This window comes from Motilimonas cestriensis (assembly GCF_021295315.1).
In the GTDB taxonomy this organism is placed as follows: Bacteria; Pseudomonadota; Gammaproteobacteria; order Enterobacterales; family CBDFNC01; genus Motilimonas; species Motilimonas cestriensis.
Window position 1 is genome coordinate 131,462 of record NZ_JAIMJA010000003.1, and the last position, 13,082, is coordinate 144,543.

Annotated in this window: 12 protein-coding genes; 6 read left to right on the plus strand and 6 right to left on the minus strand. The window is 44.7% G+C overall.

What is annotated here, in order from left to right:
• Positions 1 to 59: 59 nt before the first annotated feature.
• From K6Y31_RS03995 to K6Y31_RS04005, 3 genes are all read right to left on the minus strand, one after another.
• Positions 60 to 1,982: a DUF2075 domain-containing protein gene (locus K6Y31_RS03995; RefSeq protein WP_233051555.1), complete on the minus strand. Its 1,923-nt coding sequence runs from the start codon at positions 1,980 to 1,982 to the stop codon at positions 60 to 62.
• A gap of 31 nt (positions 1,983 to 2,013) precedes the next feature.
• Positions 2,014 to 2,244 carry a helix-turn-helix domain-containing protein gene (locus tag K6Y31_RS04000; protein WP_233051556.1) on the minus strand — a complete coding sequence of 77 codons (231 nt, stop codon included), beginning with the start codon at positions 2,242 to 2,244 and terminating at the stop codon, positions 2,014 to 2,016.
• 249 nt (positions 2,245 to 2,493) lie between these two features.
• A complete protein-coding gene (locus K6Y31_RS04005; RefSeq protein ID WP_233051557.1) occupies positions 2,494 to 3,357 on the minus strand; it encodes a YicC/YloC family endoribonuclease in 864 nt (287 codons plus the stop codon).
• A gap of 199 nt (positions 3,358 to 3,556) precedes the next feature.
• Between K6Y31_RS04005 and K6Y31_RS04010 the strand changes: the two genes are divergently transcribed.
• From K6Y31_RS04010 to pyrE, 3 genes are all read left to right on the plus strand, one after another.
• Positions 3,557 to 3,784 (plus strand): hypothetical protein, encoded by a 228-nt coding sequence (locus K6Y31_RS04010; RefSeq protein WP_233051558.1) that lies wholly within the window; start codon positions 3,557 to 3,559, stop codon positions 3,782 to 3,784.
• An 87-nt stretch (positions 3,785 to 3,871) separates the two neighbouring features.
• On the plus strand, positions 3,872 to 4,588 hold the full coding sequence (gene rph / locus K6Y31_RS04015; RefSeq protein ID WP_232801646.1) for a ribonuclease PH: 717 nt from the start codon (positions 3,872 to 3,874) through the stop codon (positions 4,586 to 4,588).
• A 17-nt stretch (positions 4,589 to 4,605) separates the two neighbouring features.
• Positions 4,606 to 5,247, plus strand: coding sequence for an orotate phosphoribosyltransferase (pyrE, locus tag K6Y31_RS04020; RefSeq protein ID WP_233051559.1), 642 nt, complete (start codon positions 4,606 to 4,608; stop codon positions 5,245 to 5,247).
• A 99-nt stretch (positions 5,248 to 5,346) separates the two neighbouring features.
• Here the strand turns inward: pyrE and K6Y31_RS04025 are convergent, their stop codons facing one another.
• Positions 5,347 to 6,606 (minus strand): vWA domain-containing protein, encoded by a 1,260-nt coding sequence (locus K6Y31_RS04025; RefSeq protein ID WP_486624565.1) that lies wholly within the window; start codon positions 6,604 to 6,606, stop codon positions 5,347 to 5,349.
• 190 nt (positions 6,607 to 6,796) lie between these two features.
• Here K6Y31_RS04025 and K6Y31_RS22575 point away from each other — a divergent pair, with 190 nt between their 5' ends.
• On the plus strand, positions 6,797 to 7,087 hold the full coding sequence (locus K6Y31_RS22575; RefSeq protein ID WP_486624566.1) for a hypothetical protein: 291 nt from the start codon (positions 6,797 to 6,799) through the stop codon (positions 7,085 to 7,087).
• Between the two features lie 175 nt (positions 7,088 to 7,262).
• On the opposite strand, the gene K6Y31_RS04030 is transcribed toward K6Y31_RS22575, so the two are convergent.
• Entirely contained in the window at positions 7,263 to 9,596 is a 2,334-nt protein-coding gene (locus tag K6Y31_RS04030) for a glycosyl hydrolase family 18 protein (RefSeq protein ID WP_233051561.1), read from the minus strand.
• Positions 9,597 to 10,014: 418 nt separating this feature from the next.
• Here K6Y31_RS04030 and K6Y31_RS04035 point away from each other — a divergent pair, with 418 nt between their 5' ends.
• On the plus strand, positions 10,015 to 10,263 hold the full coding sequence (locus tag K6Y31_RS04035; RefSeq protein WP_233051562.1) for a hypothetical protein: 249 nt from the start codon (positions 10,015 to 10,017) through the stop codon (positions 10,261 to 10,263).
• Between the two features lie 349 nt (positions 10,264 to 10,612).
• Positions 10,613 to 12,124 carry a hypothetical protein gene (locus K6Y31_RS04040; protein ID WP_233051563.1) on the plus strand — a complete coding sequence of 504 codons (1,512 nt, stop codon included), beginning with the start codon at positions 10,613 to 10,615 and terminating at the stop codon, positions 12,122 to 12,124.
• Between the two features lie 80 nt (positions 12,125 to 12,204).
• Here K6Y31_RS04040 and mscS read toward each other — a convergent pair whose 3' ends face one another.
• The gene (mscS, locus tag K6Y31_RS04045; protein ID WP_233051564.1) at positions 12,205 to 13,035 is read right to left on the minus strand and encodes a small-conductance mechanosensitive channel MscS; all 831 of its coding nucleotides are present in this window, start codon (positions 13,033 to 13,035) and stop codon (positions 12,205 to 12,207) included.
• Between the last annotated feature and the right edge of the window lie 47 nt (positions 13,036 to 13,082).

Sequence of the window (13,082 nt, forward strand, 5' to 3'; positions counted from 1 at the left end):
TTGAGGTGGATTAATCGTTGAAGTGAGGCGCGGTTGCAGCAAACAGTGCCTCTCCTTTCTTATATTTCCTCGATCCCACAGGCTTGCAAGAACGCGTAAGTTAATTGATAAAATTGAGTCTGACGAGTCAGATCGGTCTCTGAGCCTTGGGGGATAAAGATAACCATGCCTTGTCTGGCTCGGGTTAGCAGAACGCGATAAGCGTTGGCTAAATATTGCTGATCTTCTGCTTTTTTCCGCTGTTGCCATCTTGTCCCAACAAAGCGCCAATGTTCAAATTGACTCCCATTGAAACGGTAATCAGCATCCCAGCCGACCAGACACCAATCGAGCTCTAGGCCTTGAATATCAAACTCAGTCGCGACATCTTCTAGGTAATGGCAGGCGCGAATATCCGTTGCATCGTTCAAAAACCATTCCTTGGCCTGAAAATGATTTTTGACAAATATACCTTCAGGCTTTAAACGAATAGCGCCCGAAGATGCGATCATTCCTTTGGTTTCGTTTGCTCTCACCTGCGATTCTATCCAGCTCTTTGCTTGGCTCAGATTTCGCGTCATTTTGATGGGGAAAAGGTGATCAAATAGTTGATATATTTGACTCGCTCGCTGGGCATCCCCTGCAATTAAATAATGTACCATTTCTGATAAGTTCTCTGTTCGAAAAGAGCGCATAGAGGTTGATAAATGCAAATTACTTTTCGCTATTGTTGGCGACCTTGCGAAATTAAAACTCCCTGTCACATACTTCTCGGTAGTAAGCTCAGTAGAATAATAAGCGTCCCAGTGAGAAAACTTATCAGTGACGGCGTTAAGCCATTCGACGATCCCTGCTTCACCGGTATTAATTTCTTGTCCACCACCAATTAATGCAACTACCACACACCAATCTTGATGTTTATCCATTACTTCGATTAAAAACTCAGGCTCTGATTGATTAAAATTCTTCTTCCCTTTTTTCGACTGCATGAATTTACTTGCTTGTTCTTTATTCCAAGCGCGTTGCGCTTCATCAAAAATAACCACTTTCTCACACGGGGCAGTATTATCAACGATGGCAGTATCTCTAAAATGATGGATATTTTGGATAAATTGACTCGCTTTTCTAAATGCAGCAGCCTTAGTCACACCGATACTATTTGCCGCTTCATCACGCGCCAAAGCTTCCCGAAGCACCTCTACTAACGGGCCATTACCACTTAAAAAGACTGCATGCTCATCATCTTCTATATTCGCATGTTGAGTCGCTATATTTAAACCGACTAACGTTTTTCCCGCACCTGGCACCCCTGTGACAAAGCAAATTGACTTGCGTTTTTTTAAACGGGATTGATGAATAATCTCCAATATCTCATTTGATGTTTTCGCCATGTTTTTAGCGCTCGCATCTGAACGAGAAATATCCTCAACAGAATGGTTGCGATACAAAGCCTGTGCTGCTTCAATAATGGTTGGGGTGGGTTTGTAGCCCTTTTTAGACCAATCGAAGGCACAAAAAAATGAAGGCGAAAAAGTATCCACTGCCCGGTGAATAACGTTTAATAATCCGTCTGGACCAATTAAAATAGGCGAGGCGACTTGATCATTTGCCATCGTAAAATTAAACGAGTGGGACTGAGCTTTGCTCGCTAACAAAATGGGAATGATTAATTTCTCATGACTACCTTGGTGGAAGTTCTTTAAATCCAATGCATATCCATGCGCTTGGTTTACGTCTGCAGAGGAAAAACGATTGGCGCCCACTTTAAATTCAATGACAAACACGATACCAGCGGAGATTAATACCACATCTGCCCTTTTCCCCATCCTTGGGATCATAAACTCAAAGAAAATATAGCTAGAAGGATCAAGGTTAAGAACATGCTTCAACTCTCGCTGCAAAATATCGACTTGACCTTGCCATGCTCCCGTTTGTAAATGCTCTATTTGCTGAGCATGGTTTTGCGCAATCGCACCGATAATTTGCTCTACGGGGGTCTGCAAAAAATCCTTCAAATACGCACTGTAATAAGCCCTATCCATTTAAATAACCATCGAATGTGAGCAACTGCGATGGTTCAACGTTTAAAGCTTTGGCTATTTTGATAATATTGAGTAGGCCAACATTGCGCTTGCCTCGCTCAATACTGCTAATATACGTTCGGTCTAAATCACAACTAAGCGCTAATTGCTCTTGGGATAAATTTTGCTCTAGACGACGTTTTTTAACAAGCAGGCCGAATTGAATAAGCTCTTGATTTTCCATAAAAGCCAATCTGAATTGTAGATAATTCAGTTTGACTTGTGTTGACTATAAGTCTACGGACTATGAGTCACACCCGTTGATGTAAAATGGCTATAATCCAACAGTTTGCAAATAATGTGTTACTGCATTCTTTACAGCTGCGGTCAAGTTTACTCATGCAGCTTATCTACAGGCATTGCTGTAAATCAAAAGGCTTAAAAAAACCCTGCATAGCAGGGCTTCTTAAGGATTTCCTAAAGTACACAGACTTTATTCAATATTCTGGATCTGCTCTCTCATCTGCTCAATCAAAACCTTGCAATCCACCGACGCATTGGTGATTTCTGAGTTAATCGATTTCGAGGCTAGGGTGTTCGCTTCGCGGTTAAACTCTTGCATCATGAAGTCTAAACGTCGGCCGATGGCGCCGCCTTTTTTCAGGATGTTACGGGTTTCGCTGATGTGTGAATCAAGGCGATCGAGCTCTTCGGCGACGTCGACTTTTTGCGCGAGCATCACCATCTCTTGCTCTAGGCGGCTTGGCTCTAGTTCAACTTTAGCTTCTGCAAGACGATTGCTGAGGCGCTCACGTTGCCATGCCATTACTTCTGGCATTTTAGTGCGTACAAATGCCGCTTGCGTGCTGATTTCTTCTAGGCGTTGCTCGATGAATACTTTTAGGTTGGCCCCTTCGCTGGCGCGCGCTTCTAAAAATTCATTAATGGTAGTGTCGAGTGCGGCGAGTAGCTCTTTTGATAGGGCGTCAACGTCTTGCTCTGGTGCTTCCATTACACCTGGCCAACGTAGTACGTCGATAGGGTTAAGCTGGCCGCGGCCACACTCTTCCATTACCCATTGCGCGTGCTCGATGATTTGGCTGGCAAGGGCTTGATTTATTTGCAGCTCTGCGGCGTTATCTTGTGCGGCTTCAAAACGTAAATTAACTTCGAGTTTACCGCGTTGCATGCGTTTGCGTAGTTTTTCGCGGATCACAGGTTCTAAGCCACGAAATTGTTCTGGCGCACGAATATAGGTTTCTAAATAACGTTGATTGACTGAACGGATTTCCCATACGGCGCTGCCCCAATCGCCCTTGAATTGTTTGCGGGCATAGGCTGTCATACTGTGGATCATAAGCGTCTCTTGTTAATTGCAGTGGGCGAATTATAAGAGCAAAAACGCAGCGCGCAAACCCTTCTCTGATTTTGTCGTATTTTGCTTGATCTTAAACGTGCTTGGTTGCGCACTTTTGGTCAGAGTTGAAAGATTCTTTTTGCTAGCTTTATGGGTTTTAAGGTTTTGTTTGTATGGAGTAAGCAAGGTGAAACGAGTTATGCAACTCTTACTGGATTTTTGTTTCCTTTGGCTAAAAGTGTTTGCCTGTTTTTGCTTATTGATAGCAATCAGTGGTGGTATGTTTAATCTTTGTTTATACGTATGGGCCAAAGGGAATATTACCTTGTATAGTGACGGTTTATGGCAGCTAATTCCGATCCAAGCGGCTTTTTTTAGCTGTATTTTTATGGTCACTCGTACTGGGCGTAGTGAGCCATTCATGTAAACCTGCGGAGAAAACTTCAGCAAAGGTGGATCCCTTTCACTGTGGGGTTATAATGAGCGCCAGTTTTTTTAATCTAGGTAATTATCTATGCGCCCAAATGGCAGAACCCCCGCTCAAGTTCGTCCTGTAACCATCACTCGTAACTACACTTTGCATGCTGAAGGCTCGGTATTAGTTGAGTTTGGTAATACTAAAGTTCTCTGTACAGCCAGTGTCGAAGAGTCGGTGCCACGTTTCTTAAAGGGCCAAGGTAAAGGGTGGATCACGGCTGAATACGGCATGTTGCCACGCGCAACTCATACCCGTAACCAGCGTGAAGCGGCGAAAGGCAAGCAAGGCGGCCGTACCTTAGAAATCTCTCGTTTAATCGCTCGTGCATTGCGCGCTGCGGTTGACTTAAAAGCCCTAGGCGAAAACACCATTACTATCGATTGTGACGTGATCCAAGCTGATGGCGGCACGCGCACGGCGTCTATCACTGGCGGTTTTGTGGCATTAGCCGATGCGATTAATTACCTCATTAACAAAGGTGCGCTAAAAGTTAACCCAATCAAGCACATGATTGCAGCTGTGTCAGTAGGTATTGTTGACGGTAAAGCATTATGTGATTTGGAATACGTTGAAGATTCAGCCGCTGACACCGACATGAACGTGGTAATGACGGAATGCGGTAAGATGATTGAAGTGCAAGGTACGGCAGAAGAAGCGCCATTTAGCCATGAAGAGTTACTGGAAATGTTAGCGTTAGCGAAAGCCGGCATTGACGATTTAGTGGCGGCGCAAAAAGCAGCACTAGCAGAATAATTAAAGGGGACTTATCGATGAAACAATATCAACGCGACTTTATTGAATTTGCTCTGAGCAAACAGGTGCTTAAGTTTGGTGAGTTCACTTTAAAATCTGGCCGCACCAGTCCTTATTTTTTCAACGCTGGCTTGTTTAATAGCGGTGGCGATTTAGCTAAGCTGGGTCGTTTTTACGCAGCAGCGTTGCAAGATTCAGGCATTGCATACGATGTACTGTTTGGCCCTGCTTACAAAGGCATTCCGATTGCAACCACCACCGCGGTGGCGTTGTTTGATGGCTATCAAGTAGACACGCCTTACTGTTTTAACCGTAAAGAGAAGAAAGATCACGGCGAAGGCGGTTCATTAGTGGGCGCGGATCTAAACGGTCGTATCATGCTGGTGGACGACGTGATAACCGCGGGCACCGCTATTCGTGAATCGATGGATATTATCCAAGCTTGCGGCGCGTCACTAGCGGGAGTGCTCATTGCGCTAGATCGTCAAGAGAAGGGCAAGGGCGAGCTATCTGCAATCCAAGAAGTTGAGCGCGATTACGATGCGAAAGTGATTTCAATCATTGAGCTGAATGATTTGATTGAATACTTAAGCGAAAAGCCAGAAATGGCAGCGTCACTTGAGTCGGTTAAGGCTTACCGCGAGCAATACGGTATTTAATTAAACGGTTTGCGATAAACTGTTAAAAAGAAAACCTCAAGCGTTGATGCTCGAGGTTTTTTTATGCGTTAGCGGTCGTTAGTAACGCCAGCGACATGCTTAAGGTATTGTTATCTCACGGCTCACTGGTGTTTCACCATTGACCGATAGGCTGACGTTAAGCACTTGGCCTGAGATCAATGGGGTATTCAGATTCGCATCGTAGTTAAAAGTAACGCGAGTTGAAATACCAGCAAGGAAACCACCCAATTTACTAAGATCGGCTACTTCAAAGTATTCACTGCCAGTTTCATTTGAGATACGTTTCATATCATCAATGTCATAGCTGGAAAACCCGGTACCTGCAGCAATCACGGTAACAGGGTAGTTGTATTGATTAGCGCGCGTGATGATTTCATCAACCGTTTTTTGTGAGCTATTGTCAGCACCATCAGTCAGCGCGACAATAACGGGTTTAGTGGGGTTAGTGCTTTCTAGTGTAGTAATAGCTTGATCAATACTATCTAGGAAAGCGGTGCTGCCGCCAAATGGGTAATAACTGATTTTAGCAATGTTGTCTGTGCGATCTGGATGTCTTTCTATGACTGGCGTACTGTAAGAGCCGTACATAGCAGAGTACTCATTGTAGATATCAATGAGTGTGTGCAGCGTTGACGCGTCTTGAGTAAAGTTATCAGTGCGCCCGGTGTCAAGGAGCATGGCATCGCCACTCGCATCGAATATTTTTAGCTTGCTATTCAGCGTAGTATCGGTCATCGGGTAGATTACCGATGAGAACATGATAATAGCCATTTCCGAGTTAGGGTCATTGGCTTTGGTCATATCAATTAGTTGATGTGCTGCGCTTGCTGCAATAGTTTGGCGGCGATGCGTATTTCCATCTGGTGCTAGAACAGGTCTATTATTTTCATCATAAACTAGCGCGCCCATTGAACCACTCGAGTCTAGCGTTATCGCGACAGAGGCTGAGTCTGTTGCTGTATTTTGTGAGCTAGTAATAGTTGGGCTGGTAATAGTTTGACCGTCAAGCGAGAAGGTAAATGCCGAGTTTTGAAGGCCTAAAATGGCTTTTTTAGATTCGCTGTCAGTGATAATAAAGTTAATGCTTTGAGCGCTGCTTTTTTTCAGGCCCGTAATTTCGTAGCTCGCTTGATCTGATATAGTCGAGGCGATGCGAGATGCATTGCTCTCAAGAAAATTATCGACATCTGCAATGATGTTTTTAAAGCCGCTTTTTGCTGCAACGACGTTACTGATGCTATCTACTAAGCTCTTTGGTACTACAAATTCAAATTTACCACAGGTGTCTGTAGTGGTTGATGATTCTAGGTTATCACCTGCAGCATTTTTTAGTTCCACAACCGCATCAGCTAATGGGCTGTAACCGTCAGGTACACCTGGACAGGCTTCAGATCGCGCTTGAATAGGTGCAGGTATTAAAGTTTTTCTAGCGCTAGCAGTGATAGTAACAGGGACAACTAGCTGCCCATTAATATTGGTTAAAACGGGCGCAGGTGTAGGCTCTGCAGTTGGTGTAACAGTGGGCTCTATGGTTGGTGCAACAGTCGGCTCTATGGTTGGTGCAACAGTCGGCTCTATGGTTGGTGCAACAGTCGGCTCTATGGTTGGAGCGGGAGTTGCCTTAGTTGATTTGTCGGCCGTCGAAGAACTACCACCGCCACAAGCAGAGAGGGACAGACTCATTAATATAGCCAGTGTGACACTCGTTTTGTTCATTCTAATATCCATGATTTGGTCAAAGTTAAGTCAAAATTATATATTCATCAGGTCGTGGTGTAAATGGTCACCAGCGCTTTTTGCGCAAGCAAAGCGTGACTAATGAACTAAAGGGGTTGCTACTTTTCATTTACAGAGTGAGCCCCAACTTTAGAGGTTTGGCGGGGGGGGGTGAGAAAAGTGAGTTTTGGGCGACAACAAATTGGTATATTACGAAAGCCCCAACTTGAAACAAGTCGGGGCTTTGATGTTAGCCGATTTTGAACACGTTTCTTAACTTAAACCGGGCAGTTTACCGAGCTCCAAAACCATGATGTACTCTTTGGCGTTTCCCATGAGCCGGGATTGTTTTTAGCTTTAAAGCAAGCGCCTTGGTAAGACACTATCTCACCATTTTTCACTACCGTTTTACCCGCCACAAACTCCGTTACGGTTGGCACTGGCGTAGGCGCTACGGTTGGCGCTACGGTTGGCGCTGGCGTAGGCGCTACGGTTGGTGCTGGCGTAGGTGCTACGGTTGGTGCTGGCGTAGGTGCTACGGTTGGTGCTGGCGTAGGTGCTGGCGTAGGTGCTGGCGTAGGTGCTACGGTTGGTGCTGGCGTAGGTGCTACGGTTGGTGCTGGCGTAGGTGCTGGCGTAGGTGCTACGGTTGGTGCTGGCGTAGGTGCTACGGTTGGTGCTGGCGTAGGTGCTAAGGTTGGTGCTGGCGTAGGTGCTAAGGTTGGTGCTGGCGTAGGTGCTACGGTTGGCGCTGGCGTAGGTGCTACGGTTGGTGCTGGCGTAGGTGCTAAGGTTGGTGCTGGCGTAGGTGCTACGGTTGGCGCTGGCGTAGGTGCTACGGTTGGTGTTGGTGTTGGTGTTGGTGTTGGCGTAGGCGCGGTTTGATCTTTAAGTGGATGCCCCAGTGCGACTTGCATCGCATTGGAAATATCTCCGTTATCGGTATCAAATTCCCATGCAAATAAACCCGCTAGGTTTTCTTGGAACACCAGTTTGCCTTTTTCAGCCACCGACTGTTCATCGTCATAACTGATTAAATCGCCAGTTGAAGGGTTGTAGATGTAGGCGCCATGGGCATCATAATCATAATGGTATTCCCACTCGGGTGAGTCTTTCCATTGGGCGATGTTGGCATACATAATGGTGCCAGGCTCGAGCTTAAATGAACCAGCAGGTTGCGCAGGTCCAGTGGCCTTGCCATCCATATGGTGTTGACCCGGTTCAACTTCTACACCGGTCCAACCGCGGCCGTACATCGCCACACCAGCGACTAACTTGGTCGAATCAACGCCTTGGGCTTTTAATAAGTCGATGGCGGTTTTCAGGTTGTATTTTTGCGTGCGCGGGTCGTCGGTGCGGAACGTCGATGGATAAACGGAAGTTTGATGACCTAATTGTTCAGTGTCCCAAGCACCAAAGTAGTCATAGCTCATCATTAGCACGTAATCCATGTAACGGCTAGCTTGGCCATAATCGACTTTATCTAGTTTATCGAAACCTACGTTGATCGCGCCAGTTAGTTCATAAGTGCGGCCTGCTTTTGCGCCTTCCTCATCGAGCATTTCGCGCAGCTCTTGCATTAATTTTACGTAAGTGTCGCTATCTGATGGTTTTCCTAGATTAGGATTGGCAGCGGATACACCGGGAAACTCCCAATCAATGTCGATGCCATCAAAAAACGGCCAAGTGCGCAGGAATTGACGGCAAGACTCAACAAAGGTTTTACGGTTGGCATCATTGTCCATGTAATAGAAGGGATCAGACAAGGTCCAGCCACCCACGGATGGGATGATTTTTAGATCGGGGTAGCGTTTTTTTAACGCCATCATTTGTGCGTAATTCCCCTTAATCGGATCACTGTGTACTTGTGAGCCCATGGGCTTTTGCATCGCCGCCCACATATCGGGTGGCGCTAATTCAAAGTCTGCTAACCCGGCGCTGATTTTTTGGAATGACGCATAGCCTTGCGGGTTTTCATCAGCAAAGGACTCATTGGGGCCAGTAATAGCAATAAAGCCATAAAATAAGTGGGTTAAATTAGCCGCAGGTAGGTTGTCGATATAATAATCCATACCCTCTACGCGATATACACTCCATTCAGCCGCATAACCTGCGACCATTTTTCCGGAGGTGTTAACGTATTCTTTGTTAGTCATTTTCACCGGAAAGCGCGGGTCGTTCACTTTCATTGCCAAGGGGGCTAAATGATTGCCCATTGCGTCAGCAATAATGATTTTTTTACTGTCTTTGCTGGTGCTACAGCCGTCTTGATTACACAATTGAGCGTGAATATCGAATTGTCCGCCTTGGTTGAATGTCAGGCTTTCGCTGGCTGATTGTGAAGGCGCGGCAGTAATCGCGCGGGATAAGGCGATATCACCATTAACGAGGATATTAATGCGATCCCCTGCTTCGCCTGTCCATTTAAACCAAGGCACGTTGACGGTCACGCTATCTTTTATAGTAACGTCTTTGTAGGCAAAGCCATCTGGCACTTCAATTAAGCTGTATTTAGTTTCCATCCAACCTATGCCTGGGGCAGCTGGTATCGCAGCATGGGCTGAAGCGGGTAAAATAATCGCAAATAATGCACTTAAGGTTGTCTTTTTCAAGTTGTACTCCATGTACTCTGATTTTTCGCTGTTAGGGATTTGATCTTATTGGTTAATAATATATTTCGTGTTTTCCGCCCCTTTTTAGCGGAGACTTAATATTCACAAATGAATAAAATGACTCTTTTGTTATTAGTAATCACTTCAAAGGATTGGTTGACTGTGCAACTATATCAGAAAATTGTGAATTAATTATTAACTTTCAGCTGTTTAGTGTTTTTGGCGGTGAGTTTAGATGTTAGTTTTTTGATGAAGGCTTATTGATTTAATCGAAATCCGAATAGCTCATTTATTCGTTATAGGCTGAGCTAATAAGCGCTGCGGTAAATTCTGGCTTAGTTGGTGTTAACTCGCGCCATTATCGGTATAGTGTTACCGCTTGAAATAATGAACGGATAAATGAATCGAGAGTAGTCTGATGATTGATGACCAAAATGTGATTGAAACCTTGTCTGAGTTAGAAGCGTTTTTGCTAGCGGTAGAAAGTGGCAGCTTAGGACTGAATGATGTGGCAGGGGTGGCGTTAGCGACCAGTAATGCAGATGGCAGGCCATTTGTGGCAGTGCTAGATAGTCAGCATCAGTTGTTGTTAGGGCGTTGGGTATCGCAAGATGTGTATGAAAATGGCAAAGAGTTAGTGCGAAATGGCCCATCTCGCGTACATTAGGTCGATGTGTTAACTTGTAATATATCAAAAAGCTCACAAGCGTGGGCTTTGTCATTTTAAACATGAGCGAGGGTATGGCATCCAGTTAAAGCAAAGGTGCTGTCATCAAGTCTTGATACCGCTCGTCCAGTTCGATCTAAGTCTCCCCGTTAAGCGCCAAACAGATAAATCTTGTAACCTGATTCAAGCGCTATGCCTGATGTTTTCCTGCCACATTTTTTGTTCGAAATTGTAAGATTGAGAGCAAAAAAGTATCAATTAATGAGCATTTTGGGTAAATTTATCAACTGATAATCAATATCATTATTATGCCAGCTGTTTGGCATTAAATTAAATTGTGGAGGGAAGTATGAAACCATTGTTTTTATTAACGCTGTGCTTTGCTTTGTCGGCTTGTGGTGGCGGCGGCGGGGGAAGTGATCCGACTAAACCATCTGATCCGCCTAGCGTGCCAACGCCAACACCGGCTCCGGTGACCCCAACCCCAGAGCAACCTCCTATTGAAACAAAAATTAGTTTTATTGAGCATGCTGGCTTTACCAATAACCAACTCGTTAAAATTGGTGATATTAGCAAGAGCAAAAATGCGTCGATTAATAAATTGGTGCAGTTTGATGATGGTCAGTCAATCATCGTAGGCCAATATCTTGCTTCAGATGACTATAAAGATAGTAAAGGCTTTTTTGCTTTAATGGATAAAGAGCAGCATGTATTAAGGCAAGAGGTCGTTTCAGGGGGCTTTGCAGATATTTGTATCCATGACTCGGGTGAATATAGCCTAGCCAGGTATGTTGAAAATAGCGCTGATTCTTCACAAGGGAAAGAGTTTGCTCTTCAGCTAGAAAAGTACACCCGTGCGGGTGAATTAGTGCATAAAACCTTGTTAACCGACCCTTATTCTGAAAACTATTACCTCCCTCCTTTTACTAAGGAGGAGTATCTGGTCAGCGAGTTTACCCTTAAAGAAAATACCCGCCCCCCGGCGCCGAACCATAAAGTAACATTTACTAATTTTATTAATTATTCCAGTCATATTGGTAATGTGGAGCTACATTGCCAACAAGAAAAATTATTGGTTTCGTATAATTACGAAGGCTTGAAATTGAGCCTTTTTGATGAAAACTATGCTCAGCAATGGAGTCAGGTGGTTTCTATTTGGGATTATTATGTTGGTAGCTTTGGTGGCCTGAGTCATATCGCTGTTGATGAACAAGGGCATATCTTTACTTTGTCCAGTCGCAATATGAATTCATTAGCTGCTTATAACCACCGATTTGGAACTAAATTTACTCCCGATCTAGATAGACTGCTGGATACGCACATTGTACTGAAACGCTACAACTTCGCGGGTGAGCTAGAGTTTGAAACGCTGCTCGACAGTGGTGAAAGTGACGTTATTGCCGATGCGTTGATTAAGGCTAATACCTTATATGTCGGCGCCAATAGTCGTCGAGATAAATTCCCTAGCGGTAATAATTATACCACCGAATGGGATATCAGCTTTTATCGCGTCAATTTAGCAGACCGTACCTATATTCATGACTTTCTCGACCTGAATAAGGAAGACTTACTGCGCGGGCTTAGTTGGTTAAACCAAGATCTTTACCTCTATGGTATTAATGGTTTTACTCAGGTTGATAGTAATAGCTGGCTCAGCGCTGGTGATGGCTTCTACAAAGTATTACCGCAAGGTCAGCTTTTGGCTCCCAAGTCATTTGTTAATATTGCTGGTACCAGAAATACCTATATTAACAGTGTTGGATTACTCGACGATAAACTGATTGCGGCAGGTCGTACCGATGGGCCGCTAACCCATGATACCGATGATACTTCGTCAGCAATGATCTATAAAGAGCAGTAAAGTCGATTACTGTTACTTTCATAGCCCAAGATGCAAAAAGCCCACATTAGTGGGCTTTGTTAGTTCAGGCATGGGGTGGTTTATGCCACTTTATTTAAATGCACATCCATTTGTGGGAATGGGATCTCAATACCAGCTTCGTCCAAGCCCATTTTGATCTGCTTATTGAGATCAAAGTAAACCGCCCAGTAGTCTGGTGTTTTCACCCAAGGGCGAACCACGAAATTAACAGATGAATCCGCCAATGCAACAACCTCAATAGTCGGCGCCGGATCTTTTAGCACTTTCTCATGTGCCGTTACAATCTTTCTTAATACATCTTGAGTTTGCTTTAGGTCAGCTTTGTAGCTAACGCCAATCACCATATCTACGCGGCGGGTAGGCAGGCGCGAGTAGTTGACAATGTTGCCACCAAATACAGCTGAGTTTGGTACTACAACTACCTTGTTATCAGGCGTGGTTAACACGGTTGAGAAAATTTGGATTGAGTCAACAGAGCCTGCAGTGCCGGCGATTTCAACATAGTCGCCCGCTTTGAAAGGGCGAAATAGGATAAGTAACACGCCAGATGCAAAGTTAGACAGTGAGCCTTGTAGTGCTAAACCAATCGCTAAGCCGGCGGCACCGATAATAGCAACGAAGGAAGCTGTTTGTACGCCAACGCGACCAAGTGCAGCAATGATAACAAATGCGATAATGCCGTAACGGACTAAGCCTGCAACAAAATCAACAATGGTTTTGTCTAGGTTTTTCTTGCTCATGACTTTGGATACGCCGCCAGCAACCATTTTTGCTGCGATAAAACCAAAAAATAGAATAAGAATAGCAGCGGCAATATTGACGCCGTATTCAATTAATAAGCCTTGGTTGTTTTGCAACCAAGAGCCAGATTCTTTTAATATCTCGTCCATTTAAAGGGCCCTTTAATATGTGGTGGTAAGAGGTTTTTTAATCGCCA

Excerpts from the sequence above, each read along its gene's own strand:
- K6Y31_RS04000 (WP_233051556.1), bottom strand. The coding sequence starts at position 2,244 with ATGGAAAATCAAGAGCTTATTCAATTCGGCCTGCTTGTTAAAAAACGT.
- K6Y31_RS04005 (WP_233051557.1), bottom strand. The coding sequence starts at position 3,357 with ATGATCCACAGTATGACAGCCTATGCCCGCAAACAATTCAAGGGCGAT.
- K6Y31_RS04010 (WP_233051558.1), top strand. The coding sequence starts at position 3,557 with ATGCAACTCTTACTGGATTTTTGTTTCCTTTGGCTAAAAGTGTTTGCC.
- rph (WP_232801646.1), top strand. The coding sequence starts at position 3,872 with ATGCGCCCAAATGGCAGAACCCCCGCTCAAGTTCGTCCTGTAACCATC.
- pyrE (WP_233051559.1), top strand. The coding sequence starts at position 4,606 with ATGAAACAATATCAACGCGACTTTATTGAATTTGCTCTGAGCAAACAG.
- K6Y31_RS22575 (WP_486624566.1), top strand. The coding sequence starts at position 6,797 with ATGGTTGGTGCAACAGTCGGCTCTATGGTTGGTGCAACAGTCGGCTCT.
- K6Y31_RS04035 (WP_233051562.1), top strand. The coding sequence starts at position 10,015 with ATGATTGATGACCAAAATGTGATTGAAACCTTGTCTGAGTTAGAAGCG.
- K6Y31_RS04040 (WP_233051563.1), top strand. The coding sequence starts at position 10,613 with ATGAAACCATTGTTTTTATTAACGCTGTGCTTTGCTTTGTCGGCTTGT.
- mscS (WP_233051564.1), bottom strand. The coding sequence starts at position 13,035 with ATGGACGAGATATTAAAAGAATCTGGCTCTTGGTTGCAAAACAACCAA.